Genomic DNA, 21,689 nt, shown 5'->3' on the forward strand with positions numbered 1-21,689 from the left:
ACCATCGCTGTCGTTCAATGTGGCAGTTATTGAAAAAAGTACGCCATTTTATGGATACCGCCAGTCCATTCCCGGGAGGAAAACATGGACTTGCAAAAGTGTAGCGGTATTAGACGCAGCTATTTAGACACTTCCGAGCCGTTGATAATACTGGTTTTCATATTCTGTCGGTGACATCTGATCGCTGGAACCATGCCGACGCTTACTGTTATAAAACATTTCGATGTAATCAAAAATATCGCTGCGGGCTTCTTCCCGCGTCCCGTAGATCTTTTTCTTTATCCGCTCGCGTTTCAGTAACTGGAAAAAGCTTTCTGCAACTGCATTATCGTGGCAGTTACCACGACGGCTCATGCTGCCCTCCAGGGCGTGTGATTTCAGGAACGACTGCCACTCATGGCTTGTGTACTGACTGCCCTGATCCGAGTGAACCAGCACCTGTTTTTGGGGATTACGCCGCCATAAAGCCATCAGCAGTGCGTTCAGGACAATATCCTTTGTCATCCGGGATTGCATGGACCAGCCGATAATTTTGCGTGAGAACAGATCAACAACCACGGCAAGATACAGCCAGCCTTCGTGGTCCTGATGTAGGTTATGTCCGTTACCCAACGCTCATCCGGAGCATCCGGATTGAACTGCCGCTGGAGCCTGTTGGGCGACACGATACTGGCCTCGCCTTTGCGGGCACGCGGGCTCCGGTAGCCGACCTGAGCCTTTATCCCGACACGTTTCATCAGTCGCCAGACTCTGTTGACTCCGCACTGATGCCCGCTGTCCCGCAGATCCAGATGGATCTTGCGATAACCATAGACGCATCCCGATTCCAGCCAAACTGTTTAATCTGTCCTGTCAGCCTCAGCTCTGCCTGATGGCGTTGTGAATGCGGCTGCTGAAGCCAGGCGTAAAATCCACTGGGATGAACATCCAGCACCCGACAGAGCAGGCGTACAGGCCAGCAAAAGGTGTTGTCACGGATAAAGGCGTACCTCAGTCGGACAGCTTTGCGAAGTACGCCGCGGCTTTTTTTAATATGTCCCGTTCGTCGGTAACCCGCTTCAGCTCTTTCTGGAGACGGCGGATCTCGGCCTGAGCATCTGACTGTTCTTTATTCGTGGAAGAATCCGGACCGTACTTCTTTATCCAGACGTAAAGGCTGTGGGTGGTGATATCGAGACATGTTGCAACGCTGGAAACAGAATGGCCACGATCAACAACCTGTTTGACTGCTTCAATTTTAAACTCTTCGGGATAACGCTTACCGCTCATGGGCACCTCTCTTTAAGCCATCTTAAATGACTCTGAGGTGTCTGTTAAACCCGTGGCTATTCATAAGGCGTTGTTTTAAAATATCCATATCAACCACTTTCATCGGAGAAAACTACATATTACTCACCCAAAAAACGATGTCTACATCCATTTGACGTCGTATTTCCCTGTTGGTACTATCAAACTGTTGTACTGTCGCACTGGCGACCACCAATGCTCTTGTAGCCTGTGATGAGCGCCTTCGGGTGGCTACAGTCGCACTTAAGCTGCGACCACCAATGTTCCGGCAGTCTGTGAGGCGCGCCTTCGGGTGACTGCACAATAAAACTCTCTAAGCCTGAAAGGGAGTACATGAAAAATGTGGCAAATCTGCTCACCTTTGAAAGCAGATATCGTCTATGAAAGCGCACTATGACGCGGCGATGAAGGTTTACTGTGTAGCAAATCTGCCAGTTTCAATTCACTTCCGTTCTGTGAACGGCATCAGTTCAACGTCTTCTCATTTGCAGTGATACGCCCTGAGTTTCGTACGACTTTTGCATCGACGGATAAGGCCATTTGGTACATTTGGCCGCTTACGGAGTTGCATTAGGAGCACGAAGCTGCGCGGCGTCACTTGTGAAGTGGCGAAGACACTACCAAGTGACGCGCGCAGCGCATAACGTCTCAACCCACGTACGACGTGGATTTCAACGTTTTACTACCATCTGACCAACATGTAATCCGTGTCAGTACGGTATTAAACTCACTTTTTTACATCAACGTAAGTACGACGGGAGGCCGTCTGAACGTTCAACTATCAGTAAGGAGGAAATCGACTCGGTATCGATGGCGACACTACGAAGAGTAGTGTTGGAGGCAGCTTGACGTAAGTCAGCTCTGCATAAGCAGCAAACAGATCAGAGATCTGGGGTGCCTCGCAAGAACTCAACAATTCGCCGCCCCGATGCACAGATACCAGTCGAGACGCATGAAGCGCAAAAGCAACCGTGTCGTCGGGGAATGAATTGCTGGTCTACAGATCCGTCTGCTTCTTTACAAGCAGAGTGACGTGTATGCCTGTGGAGATATTGAAATGTCCAGATTCAGTAAACAGCTGTGCAAACAACTTGTCACTCTTGCTCGTCAGGGACGGGGAAGTTATAAAACTGTGGCTGATCGCTCAAGAATTGCAGAACGATTTTCTGAGAGACTGTCAGATCTGAATATTCAGATTAGGGACGTGAAACACATTAAAACTTCACATGTTGAAAAATATATGGAAAGCAGGAAGACGGAAAACCTTTCTCTCAGAACCCTTCAGAATGAAATGTCCGCAATCAGATCTATCTTGCTATCAGCCGGAAGAAATAAGCTTGCTGACCCTAATCATATTAGTTTGAGCAATCATGCGCTCGGAATTTCCGGAGCAAACAGAGATGGTACGAAACTACCTATTACAGACGAAAAACTCAACGCTGTAGTCAATTTTGCTCAAAGAAAAGACGAAGGCGTAGCTCTTGCTGTGCAACTTTCCCGATATCTTGGGTTGAGAACAGAAGAAACCGTTCAGTCTGCAAAGTCTTTAAAAACATGGAGACAAGCATTGATTAATAATCATGAACGTGTCCGTATTGTATTTGGGACGAAAGGCGGGAGGCCGAGAGAAACAACAGTTTACAATCGTGAAAAAGTTTTATCAATTCTTGATAAAGCAATTCAATATATCAGTGAACATAACGGGAAGCTGATTGATAAACCCTCTCTGCATACCGCAATTGATCGCTACCGAAATATTGTAAGAGAGGCAGGGATGAATGGTAAAAATGCGCCGCACAGTTTACGTTATGCTTATTCACGAGATGCTGTAAATCATCATATTAAAAATGGAATGAGTCGCGATGAAGCCGAGGCATTAGTTTCAATGGATCTGGGCCATGGAGATGGCCGGGGGCGTTATATCAAACAAGTTTATTTTCGTAAGGAAACAGAATAGATTGTATCGCTACTGAATTTTCAGGATGTAGAGCCACAGCTCATTCAGGGCTGTGGCTTTTTTAAATTTCCAATCAGTAAATTTACATATTCGAACAGCTTTCATGCTTGTTACGCCAGCAAGTCTTACTGTTTCATTTATTGAGTTTCCGTTCCGGAAAGTATTGATTGTCTCTTTTTACTTGTTGGCTTTATTTTTAATGTAATAATTTTTTGACATGTAAAGAATGTCATTTCTTTATTTTGTGGTTGGTTACCATAAATTTTTCATTGTAGATAATAATTCCGATGTCAGATCGTTTGGTTCTTTTTGGTTTTTGTATTCGAAATGGTGGTGTTTTTTATTTTAAACTCAGAGTCTGTGGTTGTTAGTGTTTTACAATCCCATATCTTACGATACCGTTTAAACCATTAAAATCGCTGCCATTGTAAGAATGAGTGTGTCATTGATACTTAAAATGAATATAGGTTTTATTCAGAAAATTAAATCCGCACCATTCCTGATGGAGTTAGAATTCACTTTCCTTATCGTTCAGGTATTTTCGGAACTCATCAATAAATGTGCGAATTCGTGCCGGTAGATACCTGCGGCTGGGATATATGACATGGACGGCAAGCTCTGCCGCGCTTATTGACGGCAAAACTTCAACCAGCTTGCCTTCGTTCAGTTCCCGTGCCACGACAAAGCGAGGCAGAAGTCCGATTCCCATACCCTCTGTCGCAGCGACCCGGATGGCATCGCCACTATCGAATCGGGCGTAAATCCTGCCGTTGACGCTGACCGACTGACCTTCTTTATCGATGAAGTTCCACGCGGTGGTAGTGGTGCCAAGCCCGTAGATGAGGCGTTGATGTTTTTCCAGCCCGGAGGTGCTGAGAGGAACGCCCTGCTTTTCCAGGTAGCCCGGCGCAGCATAAAGACGCGGCCTGGCGCGCGCTATCACCTGCGTCACATATTCAGTGCTGGTCACCCCTTCGCCCACCCTGATAGCCAGATCAAACCCCTCTTCCACAAGATCGACAATCCGGTCCGTAAAATTGGCCTCAACGCTCAGTTCGGGCGATGCGGCCAGCAACGAGCCCAGAAACGGAATCACTATCGCTTTGCCATATCCTTCGGAAACCGTTAGCCGAAGCGTGCCGCGGGGAAGCGGATGGTCATGCCGGATACTGGCTTCGGCTTCCTGCACATCTTCGATTATCTGTAAGCAGCGGGAATAAAATTCATGGCCTTCCGTTGTGAGGGAAAGCCTTCTTGTTGTGCGATGAAACAACCGGGTCCCCAGGTAGTCTTCAAGACGAGACAGCGCTTTTCCCGCCGCAGAACGCGTCAATCCCACTGATGCCCCTCCCGCGACGAAACTGCCAGCCTCAGCTACGGCGACAAATATCCGGATCGCCCGGAGATCGAGTTCGGATGTTAACGGATTTCGTTTCGGGACTTTTGCCGCTCTCATAGGGGAAACATATTCGCTAATTAAAGTCGTAACATCATTATTGTCGAATAATAAACCAAGAGGTAAGAGAATGCTCCCGGAACAGGCACAAAACGCACTTGATGGCTGGATCACCGCCGCCGCCCCCGTGGTCAAGAAACTGTATGGCGAGACGGAAACCGAATGGCCAGAGGTTCGCCGGCAATATATGCATGGCATGCTTAATCTCTTTCCGGCCATCCGCGGCGTTTCCTACAATACAACAATGTTGGGATCCACCCCCGCTCTCTGCGCGACGCCAGGTGATGTTGAGACAGAGCGTACAGTCCTTTATATCCACGGCGGCGGTTACGTTCACGGAGGCGTAGAAGCCTACCGCGGCCTTACGGGACGTCTCGCCAACCAGCTGAAGGCAAAAGTCTACACCCCGGCCTACCGCCAGGCGCCTGACTTCCCGTTCCCGGTGCCAATAAACGATGTTTTTTCTGCCTATCGCGCCCTCCTGGCCTGCGGTAGCGATCCGCGAAAACTCGTTCTGGTCGGTGATTCTGCTGGCGGGGCAATGGTGGTAACCATGATGCGTAAGGCCCGTGACGCAGGTATTGCGCTGCCGGTGGCGGGAGTCGCCATCTCCCCATGGGCAAACCTCACGCACAGCGGTTTTTCCGCAACGGTGCGCGATGGAATAGATCCGCTCTGCCGCGTGGCGTTTCTCAATATCCTCGCGCGCACCTTCCTCGCGGGTGCGCTGCCTACGCATCCCGATGCGTCTCCCGTTTTTGCCGATGTTCACGATCTGGCGCCGATCCTGATTCAGATCGGTGAAAATGAAGTCATGCTCAGCGACGCGATCCGTCTCGCGTCCCATCTGGGCGAAGCGCGGGTACGCACGTCGCTTGAGGTCTGGCCGGGAATGTTTCATGTCTGGCATCTGTTGGCCGGGACGTTACCCGAAGCCGACCAGGCTCTGCGTAATGCGGTCCGTTTCCTCGACGACGCGCTGAGGATCGCTGAAGCTAGCGGGAAGTAACCTGCACAGGTACGGGCGGCGAACGCTCGCCCGTAGGCTAACAAACGTACTCACGCGCTCCTCAAGGTAAAGCCGTAGTGCCCCGCTGGCGCTGTGCAAAGGCGAGGCACATTTTTAAGGCCCTTCTATTTTACCGTTCAAATTCCCACACGAAGCCCTCTTCTGTGCCGGTAACGCGCCCCACAGAACTTGCTGAAAAGTGGCTTGTGAATACCGTCGCCTGACGTTCGGCGGCAAAGTTTAAGAACCACTTCCGGGACTGATTCGCCTGCAGACTATCCTTGCAAAATACGGAACTCAGGGCGTGATGAGACACCTGCAGCGGGGTATGCATCAGGTCGCCACAAAAAATCGCCGTTCCCTCTGTCGTTTCAACGGCAATGCTCATATGCCCGACGCTATGCCCCGGAGTAGGGTAAAACAGGATCCCCGGGAGAAATTCCGTCGGGGAATCCGCTACCGTCACCAGACGGCCGCTCTCAACAATCGGCAAAATGCTGTCATCAAATACCATTTTGCGCGCGGCAGCTGCCGGAGATGAGACAAAATTGAGCTCAGATTGAGAACAAACCCATGTCGCGTTGGTAAACGCAGGCCGCCATTTTTCCCCATCCCAGAGGGTGTTCCAGCCGACATGATCGGTGTGTAAATGGGTATGCAATACATAATCGATATCATCGGGTTGAATACCAGTCTGCTTTAAATTTTCCATCCATGGCGAAGAGAGCTGATGAAACAAGGGGCTAAATGGCCGATTCTTGCCATTGCCGGTCGCCGTATCAATCAGTATCCGGCCCTGCGGCGAGTCGATTAACCAGCTATGCACGCTCATTTCGATCGGCGTTTGCGCGTTCATCCCTGCAGGAAAACGAACGCCTGCGGCATCCGGCAATAATTTAGCCAGCGGCATGCTAAAAAGCTGTTCAGTAATTCGGGTAATAACCACATTTCCGAGACGATAAGAAGCGGGGGTAGACATCGGTGGCATCCTTTTGATAAACACATCATTAATCATGGCTGACAGCTGTAGCACTGCGCTTCATGGCAAGAGTATAAAACAGAGTCGCAGCCGTTGCCGCGCTGACGCTCACTATCGCCAGCCCCAAACCAAGCGCATTGTCAATTCCGTGAAATTTCTGGCTTAAATATCCGACCAGAAACGGCCCAATGCCCCCGCCCAACAGGTTAGTCATAAAAACCAGCAGGGAAATCGCGCGGCCGCGCATTCTGTTGGGGATCGCTATTTGTAACGGAATGGGGGCCAGCGCCATGGTGATGCTGGCGCAGAACAGCGTTATGGCATAAAAGATAATCGCCGTAGAAAATGGCATACAAGAGGCGAGTACGGAGAAAATAATCAACAATCCGCACGCGCAAGCAGACACTTTGAGCGAGTCTCGTAGCAGGTTTGCCGGTAGCGCCGCGCGCACTAATTTCCCGGCCAGCAGAACCCCGACAACCCCCGCACACATATATACCGGTCCGGTAATTTGCCCAACATAGCCCGCCGTGAGAGTAAAGTGCCGCATCATGACCGTCGGGAACCAGGCCGTCAGCGAATAAAACAGCATAATGAGGCAGGTGTAGGCAAAATAAAAAGGCAAGCAAAAACGGTTCTTCACCAGCAGTTCGTTAAGTACGTCGCGGAACGCAGGCGTTCCCTTTTCCACCGATGTCTGACTCGCCTGATGATTCCGCCGGGCGGGTTCACTTACGGTGAAAAAAACCAATATGGAGAGTAATATGCCGGGTAACCCGACGATTAAAAAGACCCATTGCTAGGGATGCATTGCCGCCAAACCGGGCATATGGCCCATTTCGCGGGTTAACCACCCCAACAACATTCCGCCCCCGGTGAGTGCCAGGCCGCTGCCAATATAGGGGCCCAGCATAAAGATTCCGGTAGCGCGAGTTAAACGGCTGGCAATAAACATATCAGCGAACAGCGACAACACGGCCGGACTCAGAGCGGCCTCCGCTATAGCCGTTCCACCGCGCCAGATCAACAGCTCCGTATAGCTACCGGCGGTAGCGCACAACATCGTTGAACATGCCCAAATGGCCACGCACACCGCAATTAATCTTACCCGATTGGCGCTGTCCACCATTCGGGAAATAATCACCCCGGCGGTAGCATAGCAAAGGGTAAAAGAGAACCCCTGAAGTATACCTATCTGAATATCTGAAATGTGTAAAGTAGCTTTTAATGGCTCAACCAGGATACTCATTATTTGACGATCGAGATAGGAAAAGGCAAAGCAGGCGAGGAATAACCCAACAGGGTAGGCGCATGCGCCCACCGTGGTCCCCTCTTGACTAGCACCGGATCGAATATTCATCGGGAATGCTCTCGTAGCGGATTAATACCAGGTGGCAGGCGAAGCGATCACCGCAATACAATCACCGGCGACGACATGAGAAAACGTGCGCGTGACCATAATCTCTCCGGTCCCGGAAAAATAGTGCTCTTTTGCCGGTTCCCAGGGGGCATCGAGGTTATAGAGTCGCCCGGCAAGCTGATCCTGTTTAACGCGATCGCCAAGTTTAAAACAGGGCTCAAACACCCCTCGCCCGGCAGAGAATAGATAATGTCCGGCGCCGCCTACCTTCATCAGTCGCGTCTCATTTTGTGAGGCGACGGGGGCATGCTTCGTGACCCCTGATGCCTGCAAAACGCGTCTCAGCCCACTCTCGACAATCTGCAGATTATCCGGGTTACAGGAGGCACCGCCCCCAAACTCACCGCAGAGAAAAAGCTTTCCGTGACGTTCCGCAGCAGCGCCGTATGTACGATCTTCTCCCAGCAGATCCATGATCATGGTCGTCGGCGCATTGAAAGCGTTAACGAGCTTGATGTAGTCGCGATGATGGGCCGCGTTTTTCGGAAGCGCGGCTAATAACACCGGCGCATGGTTAAATGATGCGCCGCCGGCATGCATATCTAAAATAATGTCGGCGAGCGGAAATAATTCCGTATCAACATAATGCGCGATCATTTCCGTCAGGCTGCCGTTCCGCTTCCCGGGGAACATTCGGTTCAGGTTGCCATTATCGATAGGAGAAGTGCGTGTACCCTGCTGAAATGCGGGGAAATTAAGCCCCGGAATCACAATAATTCTGCCATTAATTTTCCAGGCTGCCATTTCCTGGATAATTTTCATCAACGCGACGGGTCCTTCCAGCTCATCGCCATGGTTACCCCCGGTCATCAGGACCGTTGGACCTTCCCCTTGTTTCAGGACGGCGATCGGAACGGGAATACGCCCATAGGCGGAGGTGTTGTGCGAATAAGGAAGCATCAGCACGCCGGTTTGAAATCCCTCTTTATCAAAATCGACGGTGGCACTGATAAGCGAACGTGGTGAGGTCATCTAACACTCCTGATTCAGGTCGTTTGCGGATGGGCCTCAGTATGAATTTAGCCGTCGAATCAATAAAAGTACTTAATAGTACCCATTGTGATGCTTTAAAAGCATCACTAAGGATAATGTAAGATATTTAATGACTCATGGAGTGAATCTAAAAATCGTTTCACCAGCGGAGAGTTATTTTCTGCCAGAAATGCGAATTTTAATGGCATCATAATACTTAGATCTGACAAACGGACTAGTCGCACCCCTACCGGAAGACGTGAAATAGTGGCGGAATTAACCAGGGCGACGCCAATACCGGCATTGACCAGCGCCAGTATTGCGGACTCTGTTTGCGCTTCCTGTACCACGTTAAGGGTAATTCCCATGCTGTGGCAGGCGGCCATAACGTGATCGTAATAGGCGGGATAGACCCGGCGGAAGGAGGTGATAAACGGTAAGTGCGCCACCCGATGTAGCGATATAACGTCGAGATTATCCTCAACCGGCCATGCTTTTGGCAGCGCTAAGCGAATATCGTACTGATACAACGTTTTAAACTGACACTGTTCAGACATGGCGCCAAACCCATAAACAAAACCGCCATCGAGCTCGCCCTTTTCAATCAATGCAATCTGCTCCGGCGTGTTCAGCGGAATCAGTTCAAGCGTTGCCCGCGGCACAACCTGCTTAAAGTGACGCAGCGTGGAAGGTACAATCCCATCCCAGCTGCTGTTTTCCACAAATCCAAGTCGCAGATGCCCGTCAAAACCGCTGGCGATGCGATGCGCCTGTTCAACAGAAAGATCCAGTCCAGCGAGCATTTTTTTGATATCACGATAAAACGCTTCACCCGCCAGGGTGAGAGTAAGCCCGCGAGGATGACGAATAAAGAGTTTGACCCCAACTTCAGTTTCTAAGTCCTGTATTTGCCGGGAAATAGCGGGCTGAGTGACGTGAAGATAATGAGAGGCCAGGCGAATGCTTTTATGCTCGGCAACGGTGATAAAATAGCGTAAATGGCGTAGCTCCATTTTTTGCTCCAGAATAAAATTGCAGGTTCGCTGTAAGATTACAAGAGATAGACATGCTTGCATTTTTTTGAAACAGACTATCAGGATTAAACGAGACCTGCGTGGGTCTTCAGGATATTAACTGACGGTAATAATTAACTGGTTACTTCTGTAAAACAACCTTAGCTATGCCTGACCGGGTTAGAACTCAATCAACTGTGTGAGTCTGACAGTAAGCAATGACACCTGAGGCAGCGATGATAGTTCTTTCAGAACTTCCAGGGTAATTAGCTCAGATAATCAATCATTTCGTCAATAAATACCTGATACCTGCTTTCATTTACCCGTGAAGGGTCGTAGAGCAAATGCATTTCCCGTGAGGGAATAGTGAAGTTCTCCAGGATAGGAACGAGTTTTTCCCTGTTGATAAGTCGCCTGAGCTCTTTTTCATAACCAATCAGCACACCTGTGCCTCTTAATGCCGCCTCAAGGATTGCTCCCCAGTCGTTAATCGCCAGGCGAGAGTTTACCATCACTTCAGCAGGACCTTCAGTGCTGGCAAAAGGCCAGTAATGGGTTAACCCCGCAGACCAGGGTGCAAAAACCAGACACTCATGATGTTTCAGATCAGAAGGTTGTTCTGGATGACCGTACTTTGTCAGGTATTGAGGAGCAGCACATGCAATAAATCGGTATGCAGGCAACGGTTTTGCCGCAAGCCGGAGTTTCTTATCAAGCTCGCCGATTCGTATCACCAGGTCAAAATCCTCTGAAGCAGGATTAATAACGTCATCAGTAAGAACAAGTTCAATACGCATTTTCGGGTAGCGCTCAAGAAATGTGCTCAAAAAATCTACCAGGACATAACGGCCGAACGTTACCGGCGCATTCAGCCGCAGCGTACCTGCAAGAACTCCGCTCGTACTGCTTGCTTCCCGGTCAGCGCTGTCGATGGCCTGTAAAATTGTTTCACAACGCCTGTAGTACAGCGATCCTGCCGGCGTCAGGCTTTGCCTGCGCGTCGTTCGGTTAAGCAGGCGCGTTTCAAGCTGCTTCTCAAGTGTGGCGATATGGCGGGCCACCATCTGAGGCGACATACCGAGTCTGTCTGCGGCCGCGACAAAAGAGCCTGTCTGAACCACAACCACGAAGGCCCGCATTCCGGTAAGTTTATCCAGCATTCGCTACTCCTGGTTGTTTCAGAACTCAATATTGGCGAATTTTAAAAACTGCTAATACTTATTATGCTTATTTTTTGTCTTATGAACAGGACAGCGAAAACGATGCACATTTATATTGTCAGAATGGACCATCCGGACGGCAGCGGGTGGAATACCTTTGTGCGCGAGCATGTGATTTATCTGAAAGGTCTGATAGAACAGGGCAAACTGTTAGCGTCCGGTCCGCTCAAAAACACGCCACTGCGGGCGGGATTTCTTATTTTCAGGGCTGAGACGCGCGATGAAGTCCAGTCCATGATCGGTGCGGACCCTTTTGCACGTGAAGGCCTTATTGCCCACCTTGATATCCAGCAATGGGACCCGCTGTTCGGGCAGCTCAGCAGTTACTCAAGCCATAATGCAAGCGGGGATTTGAAGGATTTAATTGATTAACCAATTGAGTTAAGAAAAATTTCTCTCAGTCTGCCGGATGATCCACATACAGGGTATGGGGAAGAGGAACGCCTGTATTCATGGCGATACATTTCCGGTATGTTCGGTAATGTATCGCCATTAACCAATTCTGGTTAGCATGGCAGAACATTCAATCCATCAGGTCGCGCCATTTTACCATTCTGTCACTGAGGTCAAGCGTCTCTCCGTCGACACTGAAACGGCCATCGCCCTGATGGTGGAGCAGGCGCAGTTCCTGCCATGAGCTGTCAAGCCAAATCCGCCGAACTTCCAGCACCCACAGGTTATAGCGCCGCACCTGGCTGTCATCCACCACTCTGCACTCCAGGTTAGCCAGGCATTTATCTACCAGAGGCGCTCTGACCGATTGCGCGGCAACGGGGGTCAGGCCGAAACGCGCAAATTTGTCGTCTGTTTCTCCCGAGCAATTACCGATGTCCACAACGGCCTTTGCCATCCCGGCTGGCGGTACAGCCAGAACACATTCCCCGGTATCTGACAGCGCCTGATAGCTGTAATCCCAGGGGCCGATAATCACACCAACCAGCGGTGGGGCATGCTGCATCATCATGTGAAAACCTGCGGTCATCAGATTCGTCCGGCCATCTGTCCCCCTGGTGGACACCAGAATAACGGGACCAGCTTCAAGAATACGGTACGCTTTTTCCGCAGGCAGGCTGTCATGCATGAGATATCCTCCAGAAAGAAAATCAGGGACAGTGTGGTTCACATGTCCCCGGGGGTTATTACTCTTCAAAATCCGTGGCGTCTGACGCGCTTCGCCAGACATCAAGGTCCTGACTCACTGCATGCATTTTTTGTTCAGCGAGGGTGTTGGCAATCTTACCAGCAAAAAGATGCACGGGAGGGGCGTCAGCAAAGGCCGCCTGCAGTATCAGAGAAGCGACTTTATCAGGATTGCCAGCCTGTTTGCCGTCCAGACCGTTCAGATGGAGGTCCAGCGAGGCCTGAGCTTCGGTATAGTCAGCGATTGTGCGCTGGGCCACGACCAGCGTCTCTTTCGACAGAAACCCGGTGCGCACCGGTCCAGGATAAACCACTGTGGCTCTGATGTTCAGCTCGGCCAGTTCGGCCGCCAGGGTTTCGGTCAGACCGGCCAGTGCGAATTTGCTGGCGACATAGCTGCCCCAGCCCGCGTAACCGCCCTGAAAGCCCACGATCGACGCCACGTTGAAGATATGTCCGCTGCGCCGCGTACGCATATGCGGCAGGGCATGGCGCAGAACATGCAGGGGAGCAAACACGTTAACATCAAAATTGCGACGCAATTCGCTGTCGGTTAATGCTTCAATGGTGCCCTGCTGGCCGTAGCCTGCGTTGTTGACCACACAGTCAATGCGCCCGAAGGCGGCAATGGTGCTGTCGATGGCTTTTTGAACGCTGGCTTCGTTCACCAGGTCCACCTCCAGCGCCAGCAGTCGCGCGTTATCGTCGCCGAATGCCTGACGCAGACTGGTCAGGGTGCGGGAGGTTGCGGCTACGGCATCGCCTCGCGCCAGTAACTGGCGTGCCAGCGAAAGGCCAATACCACGAGCAGCGCCGGTGATAAACCAGACTTTTGCAGGGGAGGTTTGTTGTTGCATTGATGAAGACTCCTGTTGTTGAAAAATGAATTGCATCACTGAATGGCGACACTCATGCCACCGTCGGCCATAACTACTGCGCCGACAATGTAACTGGCCCTGTCTGAAGCCAGAAAGGCGGCGACTTCTGCGATTTCATCGGGGTGGGCTGCACGGCCAACCGGCGCTTTACGACCATGCTCTGCCAGATATGCCTGCCCGTCGGGCTGGATTGTATTCGTGATGTTTGTCACCGCATCTCCGGAGCCGACTGCATTAACACGAATACCGTGAGTGATAGCTTCCAGCGCGAGTGTACGGGTTAACTGTGCCAGCGCCCCCTTGGAAGCTGCATAGGCGGCGATACCGGGAAAAGACTGATAACAGGCGTAAGAACCAATATTAACGATTGCACCCGATTTTGCCGCCATCATTGGGCGCATGGCTTCCCTTGAGAAAAGAAATGCGCCCGTGGCATTAACAGCCATGACCTGGTTCCATTCCCTGAGCGTCATTTCTGCCACCGGCTGGTTGATGATGATGCCAGCGTTGTTGATTAAGACGTCGAGGCGACCGAATTGTTCTGTTGCAGTCCGCACGGCCAGTTCCGCACTGGCTTCCTGAGTCACGTCGGCGACAACGGGGACAATACCTTCACGTGCAAGCGCATTGACATTATCCCCCCGGCCAACTGCGACGATACGTGCACCCTGGCGGTGCAACAGTTCGACGGTCGCCAGGCCGATACCGCTGGCGGCACCGGTGACGATCGCAACACGGCCTGCAAAGGGCATAGCCCTGGAAAAAGAGCCTGACTCTGACATGAACACTCCTGAATAAATGAAAACATGTTTACGGTTAATGAGGACTGGCCACAGGACGGACGATGAGTTCGCTGATATCAACGCCAGCGGGTTGTTCGATGGCATAGGCGATTGCCTGCGCCACGGGCTCCGGAGGTAAGGCGATGCGCCGGAATTCGCGCATGGCAGTCCGGGCTGTTTCGTCCGTAATATGATCGGCAAGTTCTGATTCGACCACTCCCGGGCTGACCAGTGTCACCCGGATCGCATCGGTCTCCTGCCGAAGCCCGTCAGAAATAGCGCGCACGGCAAACTTGCTGGCGCAATAGACAGCGGCTGTGGGCGAGACCGTATACGCGCCTGTGGAGGCAATATTAATGATGTGACCATAACCCTGCTCCTGCATGATCGGCAGGACGGCGGCTATCCCGTGCAGAACGCCCCGAACATTGACATCCAGCATGCGGTTCCACTCTTCGACCTTCAACGCTGCCAGCGGTGAGAGTGGCATAACGCCAGCGTTATTTATGAGCGCGTCAATACGTCCGTGCTTCTCCAGCGCCCTGGCTGCGATGCGTTGCAAATCTTCTTGTCGCGTGACGTCAATTGCCATGGCATCAACACTACCCCCCGTTGCCCGCAACTCTGTCGCCAGTGCGGTCAGTTTTTCAATACGTCTGGCACCGATAAACAAATGATGCCCCTTCCGGGAAAGATGACGGGCTGTGGCCTCACCTATACCACTACTGGCACCGGTAAGAATGACCACTTTAGACGTTTCTGATACCACTGTTTTCATCACTCCTCCTTGCCTGTCACCGGGCGGGACAGGGAATGTCATTGGAATATCAAACAGGCAGGTATCATAAAGAGAGGGCACATACGACGACAGGCCTGACACTCTTGCATCATTGCCTAATCCTATTTTATTTATTGATTTTTAAGCATGCAGGGAGTGAAAATATAATCATTAAATTCAATTAGCAGGTCTGCTGTATGCCAGAAAGATTGCCCTCCATATCTCAACAGTCCGAAATGGCGGCTATGATTTGCCAGCTCGCCCCTCATGAAGGTCACACCCGTACGTTGCTGGATGGCGTGCGTCTGATGCGTGCTGACGGCGCGCTGGGGCGTACCCCCGTGTTGTACGAACCAGGCATTGTTATTGTCTGTCAGGGGCACAAAAGAGGTTACCTGGCCGACAGGGTTTACCACTACGACCCATTGCACTACCTGGTGCTGTCAGTACCTCTGCCATTTTCAAGCGAGACAGATGCCAGTCCGGCAGAGCCTTTGCTTGCTGTGTCCATTCGTCTGGATATGACAGCTGTGGCAGACCTGGTTATGGCTGTCGATCACCATGCCACTGCATCAGGTTCACCCGTTGGCATTGTCTCCACACCACTTGACGACACGCTGGCAGATACGACAGTTCGTCTTCTGAAGGTATTATTTTCACCACTTGAAGCGCGGGTTCTGGGCCCGGGGATTGTGCGGGAGCTGATTTTTCGTGTGCTGCTGGGTGAACAGGGCGGAGCCATTCGTGCTGCGCTGGCCTGTCATGGCAACTTTGGACGTATTGCACGTACGTTACGGCGTATCCACCTCGATTACGCCCGTCCACTGGATGTGGCTTCACTTGCGCACGAAGCTGGCCTGAGCGTTCCGGCTTTTCATGCGCATTTCAAAGCCGTGGCGGCGACTTCTCCCATTCAGTACATCAAGTCAGTGCGTCTTCATCAGGCGCGACTGATGATGATACGGGATAACGTTACTGCAGCAGGGGCAGCAGCGCGGGTCGGCTACGAAAGTGCGTCGCAGTTCAATCGGGAGTTCAAAAGACTGTTTGGTCGCAGCCCCGGAGAGGAGACACGTAAAATGCGCACAGCATTCGCACTGATGGAACCTGCGCAACTCGAAGCAGCGACGTCGACACACTAATCTGCAACTGTCGATATTCATGCGCAAATGTTCACTGTAAACCGGACTGAGACGCCAGGACGCTAACAGTTCATGCTGATATGAAGGTTATCTGAATAACCTGTAGGATTTTCGTTCGTAACAAAAATGTCAGCTACACCTGCCGGCACATCAACACCGGCAGCCAGAACCAGTATGTACCTGTACCTCTGTGAACTGCGTGGAAGACGAACGTAAAACATCGCAAAACCTGGTGCGAAAGCGTAAAGCAGTCGTGCCATTTATATGCGCAGATTGCCGGGCTAACCGTCCTGCTTTCATCACCAGGTTTTCAGGCCCGTTCGAGTTACAAACCCAGCTTGTCTTTCATTTCTTTTTCTTCAATCGCCTTGGCAATAGCGTTTCTCATCACTTTCAGAATGATCCCACTGAACATGGCCGTTAAACCGATGGTAAAGAATGCCGTAACCGCAAGGTCAATTAACCAGAATCCTGAATGAACAAGAACGGGCCTGTAAATTGCAACACCGGCAAAAACCACCCAGTGACTGAAACAATAAAAACAACTGAACAGGTAACCTGCCATGGCATTTTTTTTGACCATCCATTCACGCAACGGGCGAAACATTTCCTGCTGTGTGACGGTGATTGAAATGCAACTGGACATCAGTGCAATGACGAGGCAGACCCATAACTGTTCTGACACATTATCGAATGACATAAAAAATACTCTCTGTATGGATTTCATGTAATAGTATAAGATACATGACATCGCACCGCTTATGCAACAACGAAAGTTTCATAAGAAGCTTCGCAGTAAACAGGATAAAAAATGAGAAAAGACCACCGGCTGTCCCGTGCATTACACGTGCTGATACATATGGATAAAATACGCGATCCCGTTACCTCGGAAGATATAGCATTGATGATCAATACGAATCCGGTCGTGGTCAGACGCCTTTTCCAGGGGCTCAAACAGGCGGGTATCATTCATTCTGAAAAAGGGCATGGAGGTGGCTGGACACTCCAGAAATCTCTCGGAGACATCACTCTCCTTCAGGTTTTCCACGCTATTGGCAGCACTGAACTTTTTTCAATAGGCTGGGCGACTGAGCATGACAAATGCCAGATAGAGGATGCAGTTAACAATGAAATAAGTGATACGCTTGAAGAGGCTAGGTGTCTGATTACGAACCGCTTTGCTGAACTTACCCTTGATAAGCTTGTGCCGGAAGTCCTTAAACATAAATAAATTCAACAGCCGGGCATCATATAATGTCCGGCTGTTGAAAGGTCATGATAAATTTTTAGTCTGAAGCCTGTTCTGTTACCGGCCGTTCCTCAGGCGCGTCCGGTAAAGTGGCCGAGTGCAGTGGTTTCCCTGATATTTGTCGGGCTAACAGGTAGAACACGGGGGTCATAAACAAGCCAAAAAGGGTGACGCCAAGCATTCCAGAAAATACCGATATCCCGATAGACTGACGCATCTCAGCGCCAGCGCCATGCGATATCATCAGGGGGATTACACCCATGATGAAAGCCAGTGAGGTCATCAGAATAGGACGCAGCCTGAGACGGCATGCTTCCTTCACTGCGCTACAGGCAGACTTACCTGAAAGTTCAAGTTCACGGGCAAATTCAACGATAAGAATGGCATTTTTAGATGCCAGCCCGACCAGGACGATAAATCCAATTTGCGTAAAGATATTATTGTCCCCATGAGTGAGCCACACCCCGGTAAGTGCAGAAAGGATACTCATTGGAACAATCATAATCACAGCCAAAGGGAGCGTAAGGCTTTCATACTGGGCAGCCAGCACCAGGAATACAAGGAATACACAGAGTGGGAAAATCCAGACGGCACTGTTGCCTGCAAGAATTTGCTGGTAGGTCAGGTCTGTCCACTCATACTCTACGCCGGGTGGAAGTGTTTTCATCGCTATACGTTCAATCTCTTCCATCGCCTGACTTGAAGAATAGCCTGGAGCAGGAGCGCCACTAAGATCGACCGCTGTAAAACCGTTATAACGGGTAACCAGCTCAGGACCGTGTGTCGGCTCAATACGGGCTATGGCAGACAGCGGTACCATATTGCCATCGGCATTTCGGGTCTGTAGTTTCAGTATATCCTCCGGGGTCGCCCTGAACTCTGCGTCGGCCTGCATTCTTACCTGATATACACGACCTATTATATTGAAATCATTTATATAATATGAGCCAAGATAGGATTGTAATGTTTCGGTGATATCACTGATGTTCACCCCAAGTTGTTTGGCGCGATTACGGTCAATATCGACATTAATTTGTGGAAAATTATTCTGGTATGTTGAAAAAAGTGGCGTCAGCACAGGTGATTTAGCTGCTTCTGCCTGAAAGCGTCGAAGTACTTCGGCCATTCCGTCGTAACCTATATTTCCTCTGTCTTCAAGCTGCAATTTGAATCCCCCCAGGGAACCCAGACCCATAACGGGTGGTGCCGGGAAAACGGCCGCAAAATCTGCGCCAGGTAGTGACTGATATCTGGCATTCAGAGAAGCGGCAACATCATCTGCGCTGATGCCAGGCCGTTGCTCAAAAGGCTTGAGGAGGACAAATGTCAGACCGGAACCAGGGCTTGTGGTGGTGCCGTTTACAGACAATCCAGCATAAGAAGATGTGGAAGATACTCCTGGCTCACTTCGTGCTATTTCATTCATTTTTTCCAGTACCCGGTCTGTTCTGGACAATGATGCGCCAGCAGGAAGCTGCACAAAACTGATAAGGTATTCTTTATCCTGAGCAGGGATAAACCCCCCGGGTATAGACCTGCCCAGTAACAGCGTAATTGCCAGCAGAATGCCATAAATCACCATAATCAGAATCTTGCGCTGGCCAAGCGCGCCAACACCTTTTTCATATCGCCTGGCACTACTGTTGAACAGGCGGTTGAAAACAGTAAAGAACCGTCCACAACTACGATGCATAATGCGCGTAAGCCAGTCGCTGTCTGAATCACGTGACTTCAGCAGCATGGCAGAGAGAGCCGGTGAGAGCGTAAGGGAGTTAATAGCGGAGATAATCGTTGAAACTGCTATTGTCACTGCAAACTGCTGATAAAACCTCCCGGTCAGGCCACTCGTAAAAGCCAGCGGAACAAATACGGCACTCAGCGTCAGCGCGATCGCAATAATGGGACTACTGACTTCCTGCATAGCCTTGCAGGCGGCATGATATGGCGTCATGCCTCTTTCTATGTTTCTTTCTACATTTTCAACAACAACAATGGCATCATCAACGACAATGCCAATAGCCAGGACGAGGCCAAAAAGGCTCAGGGCATTGATTGAAAACCCAAAAAGGTACAGAAATGCCATTGTGCCGGTTATCGAAACGGGAACAGCCAGCAGAGGAATGACTGAGGCGCGCCAGGTCTGGAGGAAAAGAAAAACAACCAGTACCACGAGGAGTATGGCCTCAAAAAGAGTATGAAGCACAGCTTCTATACCCGCCCTGACTGATTTGGTTGGATTGTAAACTATCTGGTAATCCAGTCCTTCGGGGAACTGTTTTTTCAGCTCTTCCATTGTGCGACTTACCCGTGAGGCAATTTCCAGAGCATTTGCGCCCGGAGACTCCTGTATGGCCAGCGCTACCGCAGGCTTTTTATCCAGGTAAGTACGCATGGCATAATTTTCAGCGGCCAGTTCAATACGGGCGACATCTTTCAATAATGTCGTTCTGGTATCCTGTCGGGCATGAAGCACAATGTTGCCAAATTCTTCAGCCGTTTTAAGCCGACCGCTGGCATTAACTGACAACTGTAACGGTGTTTCTTCCGCCATAGGGGCTGCGCCAACGCTTCCCACTGGTGATTGGGCGTTTTGTTCACGGATAGCAGAGGCGACATCTGATGTCGTCAGTCCGCGAGCAGCCATAGCATCAGGATTAAGCCAGATTCGCATCGCGTAACCACCGGGGCCCCATACTGATACCTGGCCAACTCCCTCAATACGCGAGAGCTGGTCTTTGATGTTACGTATGGCGTAATTACTGATGTAATTATCGTTATATCTGCCATCAGGCGATATCATATGAACGGCAAGTGTGATATTCGGCGAGCTTTTATTCGTTGTGACACCCAGTCGCTGGACATCTTCAGGTAACCGGGGCAGAGCCTGCGACACCCGGTTCTGCACCCATTGTTGAGCCTGATCGGGATCTGTGCCCAGTTTGAAGGTCACTGTCAGATAGAGATTGCCATCCTCATTTGAAAGTGACTGCATATACAGCATATTCTCTACACCGTTCACAGTTTCCTCTATTGGAGCTGCAACCGTCTGTGCAATCGTGGTGGCATTGGCTCCAGGATACTGGGCATGAACGATAACGGATGGGGGGACAACCGGTGGGTATTCCGATACCGGCAGACGAAATATGGCGATAATCCCTGCCAGAATGAACAACGCAGACAGTACTCCAGCAAAAACCGGCCTGTCGATAAAGAATTTTGATACTTTCATGATGACTTATTTCCTTCCCGGGATTTTGAAGAAGGGGATTCGTCTTTGCTGACAATGACTGTTTCACCGGGACCGACCAACTGCGCCCCACCGGAAATAACTCTGTCACCCTTATTGAGGCCTTTTTTCACAACAATCAGTTTCCCCTGTCTGTTTCCCAGTTCTAGGGGGCGATATTCAACTTTGTCACTGTTTCCGACTACTAGCACATAGCGTCTGTCCTGGTCGGTGCGGATCAGTGTCTGGTCAATCATTACTGCTGTATAAGATTTGCTTGCCTGGAGTCTGACCCGAGCCTGTAAACCGGGAAGCAACCTTGATGTTGGATTATCAAGAAGTGCGCGCATCCTGATAGTGCCGGTTTCAGTACTGAGATGATTATCCACAGAATGAAGAATGGCTTTATGTGGATAATCTTTTTCATCGGCCAGTCCTACCAGCACTTCAGGTTTGTCTTTATTTGAAAGCTTGTCGATATAATTAAGATAGGTTCGTTCATCCGCATTAAAAGCGACATACAAGGGATCAAGAGCAACAATGGATGCAAGAACCGGACTGTCAATACCGGCTGCGACCAGATTACCGACTGTCAGTTCTGCTCTGGAAATACGGCCAGTTACCGGTGCGGTAATCCTGGTATAGCTTTCGCTGAGCCTGGCGCTCTCAACCTCAGCTTCAGCAATCTCTCTGGCTGCTTTCGATTCCCGGGCGGCATTGTTCAGAACGTCATAATCGCGCTGTGAGATAGCATGGGTCCCGATAAGTTTTTTACCCCGGGACAGATCCAACAATGCCAGGTCCTGCTTCGCTTTTGCCTGCGCGTATGCTGCACGAGCCCGGGCCAGTTCAGTCTTATAAGGGGCTGGATCGATAATAAATAAAATATCGCCTTTCCTGACCAACTGACCATCCCTGAACTTAACATCCACAATCGCGCCTGTAACTTTTGAACGTACAGCGACCTCATCGGTGGCTTCCAGTTTTCCCGAGAATTCGACCCAGTCGTTTACCGTATGAACAACTGCGGACGTAGTTCGCACCGTTTTAAGGTTTGATGTCTCAAGTGCATACGCGTCGGGTATGACGCTCTGTTTTGAAAGGAACAGCCCGATGACAGCCAGTGTACTGGTTAAGCACAACATGCGACGTTTGAACGATACAGTCATAAATCAGTCCAG

Annotated in this window: 18 protein-coding genes and 2 pseudogenes; 6 read left to right on the top strand and 14 right to left on the bottom strand. The window is 50.5% G+C overall.

From position 1 onward, the window contains the following. Positions 1-104: hypothetical protein (locus ABK821_RS00005; RefSeq protein WP_395033806.1), on the top strand; the 104-nt coding region annotated here is incomplete at its 5' end. 19 nt (positions 105-123) lie between these two features. On the opposite strand, the pseudogene ABK821_RS00010 reads toward ABK821_RS00005, so the two are convergent. Next, positions 124-1,269: pseudogene (locus tag ABK821_RS00010) on the bottom strand (IS3 family transposase). A 1,075-nt stretch (positions 1,270-2,344) separates the two neighbouring features. Between ABK821_RS00010 and ABK821_RS00015 the strand changes: the two are divergent. Further along, complete coding sequence (locus tag ABK821_RS00015) at positions 2,345-3,244, top strand: integrase domain-containing protein (protein ID WP_054176397.1); 900 nt, start codon at positions 2,345-2,347, stop codon at positions 3,242-3,244. Positions 3,245-3,752: 508 nt separating this feature from the next. On the opposite strand, the gene ABK821_RS00020 is transcribed toward ABK821_RS00015, so the two are convergent. After that, entirely contained in the window at positions 3,753-4,700 is a 948-nt protein-coding gene (locus tag ABK821_RS00020; protein WP_343178147.1) for a LysR family transcriptional regulator, read from the bottom strand. A gap of 70 nt (positions 4,701-4,770) precedes the next feature. On the opposite strand from ABK821_RS00020, the gene ABK821_RS00025 reads away from it, so the two are divergent. After that, positions 4,771-5,709, top strand: coding sequence for an alpha/beta hydrolase fold domain-containing protein (locus ABK821_RS00025; protein ID WP_343178146.1), 939 nt, complete (start codon positions 4,771-4,773; stop codon positions 5,707-5,709). A 130-nt stretch (positions 5,710-5,839) separates the two neighbouring features. On the opposite strand, the gene ABK821_RS00030 is transcribed toward ABK821_RS00025, so the two are convergent. The 5 genes and pseudogenes from ABK821_RS00030 to ABK821_RS00050 form a co-directional block, all read right to left on the bottom strand. Next, positions 5,840-6,688 (bottom strand): MBL fold metallo-hydrolase, encoded by an 849-nt coding sequence (locus ABK821_RS00030; protein WP_053067579.1) that lies wholly within the window; start codon positions 6,686-6,688, stop codon positions 5,840-5,842. A gap of 28 nt (positions 6,689-6,716) precedes the next feature. Further along, positions 6,717-8,048, bottom strand: a pseudogene (locus ABK821_RS00035) (MFS transporter). Positions 8,049-8,069: 21 nt separating this feature from the next. Continuing rightward, positions 8,070-9,080 carry a succinylglutamate desuccinylase/aspartoacylase family protein gene (locus ABK821_RS00040; RefSeq protein ID WP_343178145.1) on the bottom strand — a complete coding sequence of 337 codons (1,011 nt, stop codon included), beginning with the start codon at positions 9,078-9,080 and terminating at the stop codon, positions 8,070-8,072. A 107-nt stretch (positions 9,081-9,187) separates the two neighbouring features. Then, positions 9,188-10,093 (bottom strand): LysR family transcriptional regulator, encoded by a 906-nt coding sequence (locus ABK821_RS00045; protein WP_048330683.1) that lies wholly within the window; start codon positions 10,091-10,093, stop codon positions 9,188-9,190. 266 nt (positions 10,094-10,359) lie between these two features. After that, positions 10,360-11,253 (bottom strand): LysR family transcriptional regulator, encoded by an 894-nt coding sequence (locus tag ABK821_RS00050; protein ID WP_054176399.1) that lies wholly within the window; start codon positions 11,251-11,253, stop codon positions 10,360-10,362. 159 nt (positions 11,254-11,412) lie between these two features. Between ABK821_RS00050 and ABK821_RS00055 the strand changes: the two genes are divergently transcribed. Beyond that, complete coding sequence (locus ABK821_RS00055; protein WP_256818537.1) at positions 11,413-11,685, top strand: YciI family protein; 273 nt, start codon at positions 11,413-11,415, stop codon at positions 11,683-11,685. 151 nt (positions 11,686-11,836) lie between these two features. Here the strand turns inward: ABK821_RS00055 and ABK821_RS00060 are convergent, their stop codons facing one another. The 4 genes from ABK821_RS00060 to ABK821_RS00075 are packed head-to-tail and all read right to left on the bottom strand — an operon-like array spanning position 11,837 to position 14,891. Next, complete coding sequence (locus tag ABK821_RS00060) at positions 11,837-12,394, bottom strand: flavin reductase family protein (RefSeq protein WP_048330680.1); 558 nt, start codon at positions 12,392-12,394, stop codon at positions 11,837-11,839. Between the two features lie 58 nt (positions 12,395-12,452). Then, on the bottom strand, positions 12,453-13,310 hold the full coding sequence (locus ABK821_RS00065) for an SDR family oxidoreductase (protein ID WP_045903272.1): 858 nt from the start codon (positions 13,308-13,310) through the stop codon (positions 12,453-12,455). Positions 13,311-13,345: 35 nt separating this feature from the next. Next, positions 13,346-14,113: an SDR family NAD(P)-dependent oxidoreductase gene (locus ABK821_RS00070; protein WP_054176400.1), complete on the bottom strand. Its 768-nt coding sequence runs from the start codon at positions 14,111-14,113 to the stop codon at positions 13,346-13,348. A gap of 34 nt (positions 14,114-14,147) precedes the next feature. Beyond that, the gene (locus ABK821_RS00075; protein ID WP_064184566.1) at positions 14,148-14,891 is read right to left on the bottom strand and encodes an SDR family oxidoreductase; all 744 of its coding nucleotides are present in this window, start codon (positions 14,889-14,891) and stop codon (positions 14,148-14,150) included. A 236-nt stretch (positions 14,892-15,127) separates the two neighbouring features. On the opposite strand from ABK821_RS00075, the gene ABK821_RS00080 reads away from it, so the two are divergent. Next, on the top strand, positions 15,128-16,033 hold the full coding sequence (locus ABK821_RS00080; protein WP_038807512.1) for an AraC family transcriptional regulator: 906 nt from the start codon (positions 15,128-15,130) through the stop codon (positions 16,031-16,033). 325 nt (positions 16,034-16,358) lie between these two features. Here ABK821_RS00080 and ABK821_RS00085 read toward each other — a convergent pair whose 3' ends face one another. Next, entirely contained in the window at positions 16,359-16,733 is a 375-nt protein-coding gene (locus tag ABK821_RS00085; RefSeq protein ID WP_044173415.1) for a hypothetical protein, read from the bottom strand. Positions 16,734-16,844: 111 nt separating this feature from the next. Here ABK821_RS00085 and ABK821_RS00090 point away from each other — a divergent pair, with 111 nt between their 5' ends. After that, a complete protein-coding gene (locus ABK821_RS00090; protein WP_048330677.1) occupies positions 16,845-17,264 on the top strand; it encodes an Rrf2 family transcriptional regulator in 420 nt (139 codons plus the stop codon). A gap of 55 nt (positions 17,265-17,319) precedes the next feature. On the opposite strand, the gene ABK821_RS00095 is transcribed toward ABK821_RS00090, so the two are convergent. Together ABK821_RS00095 and ABK821_RS00100 are read right to left on the bottom strand one after the other, a co-directional pair. Then, a complete protein-coding gene (locus ABK821_RS00095; RefSeq protein WP_395033794.1) occupies positions 17,320-20,511 on the bottom strand; it encodes an efflux RND transporter permease subunit in 3,192 nt (1,063 codons plus the stop codon). Then, positions 20,508-21,677, bottom strand: coding sequence for an efflux RND transporter periplasmic adaptor subunit (locus tag ABK821_RS00100; RefSeq protein WP_079451228.1), 1,170 nt, complete (start codon positions 21,675-21,677; stop codon positions 20,508-20,510). Before ABK821_RS00100 ends, ABK821_RS00095 begins: the two co-directional genes overlap by 4 nt. Positions 21,678-21,689: the final 12 nt, after the last annotated feature.

It is taken from the genome of Klebsiella sp. KE9456 (assembly GCF_043832615.1).
GTDB lineage: Bacteria > Pseudomonadota > Gammaproteobacteria > Enterobacterales > Enterobacteriaceae > Klebsiella > Klebsiella indica.

Coding starts and splice junctions, on each gene's coding strand:
- ABK821_RS00095 (WP_395033794.1), bottom strand. CDS start 20,511: ATGAAAGTATCAAAATTCTTTATCGACAGGCCGGTTTTTGCTGGAGTA.
- ABK821_RS00030 (WP_053067579.1), bottom strand. CDS start 6,688: ATGTCTACCCCCGCTTCTTATCGTCTCGGAAATGTGGTTATTACCCGA.
- ABK821_RS00015 (WP_054176397.1), top strand. CDS start 2,345: ATGTCCAGATTCAGTAAACAGCTGTGCAAACAACTTGTCACTCTTGCT.
- ABK821_RS00050 (WP_054176399.1), bottom strand. CDS start 11,253: ATGCTGGATAAACTTACCGGAATGCGGGCCTTCGTGGTTGTGGTTCAG.
- ABK821_RS00025 (WP_343178146.1), top strand. CDS start 4,771: ATGCTCCCGGAACAGGCACAAAACGCACTTGATGGCTGGATCACCGCC.
- ABK821_RS00070 (WP_054176400.1), bottom strand. CDS start 14,113: ATGTCAGAGTCAGGCTCTTTTTCCAGGGCTATGCCCTTTGCAGGCCGT.
- ABK821_RS00075 (WP_064184566.1), bottom strand. CDS start 14,891: ATGAAAACAGTGGTATCAGAAACGTCTAAAGTGGTCATTCTTACCGGT.
- ABK821_RS00090 (WP_048330677.1), top strand. CDS start 16,845: ATGAGAAAAGACCACCGGCTGTCCCGTGCATTACACGTGCTGATACAT.
- ABK821_RS00045 (WP_048330683.1), bottom strand. CDS start 10,093: ATGGAGCTACGCCATTTACGCTATTTTATCACCGTTGCCGAGCATAAA.
- ABK821_RS00080 (WP_038807512.1), top strand. CDS start 15,128: ATGGCGGCTATGATTTGCCAGCTCGCCCCTCATGAAGGTCACACCCGT.
- ABK821_RS00020 (WP_343178147.1), bottom strand. CDS start 4,700: ATGAGAGCGGCAAAAGTCCCGAAACGAAATCCGTTAACATCCGAACTC.
- ABK821_RS00065 (WP_045903272.1), bottom strand. CDS start 13,310: ATGCAACAACAAACCTCCCCTGCAAAAGTCTGGTTTATCACCGGCGCT.
- ABK821_RS00085 (WP_044173415.1), bottom strand. CDS start 16,733: ATGTCATTCGATAATGTGTCAGAACAGTTATGGGTCTGCCTCGTCATT.
- ABK821_RS00100 (WP_079451228.1), bottom strand. CDS start 21,677: ATGACTGTATCGTTCAAACGTCGCATGTTGTGCTTAACCAGTACACTG.
- ABK821_RS00060 (WP_048330680.1), bottom strand. CDS start 12,394: ATGCATGACAGCCTGCCTGCGGAAAAAGCGTACCGTATTCTTGAAGCT.
- ABK821_RS00040 (WP_343178145.1), bottom strand. CDS start 9,080: ATGACCTCACCACGTTCGCTTATCAGTGCCACCGTCGATTTTGATAAA.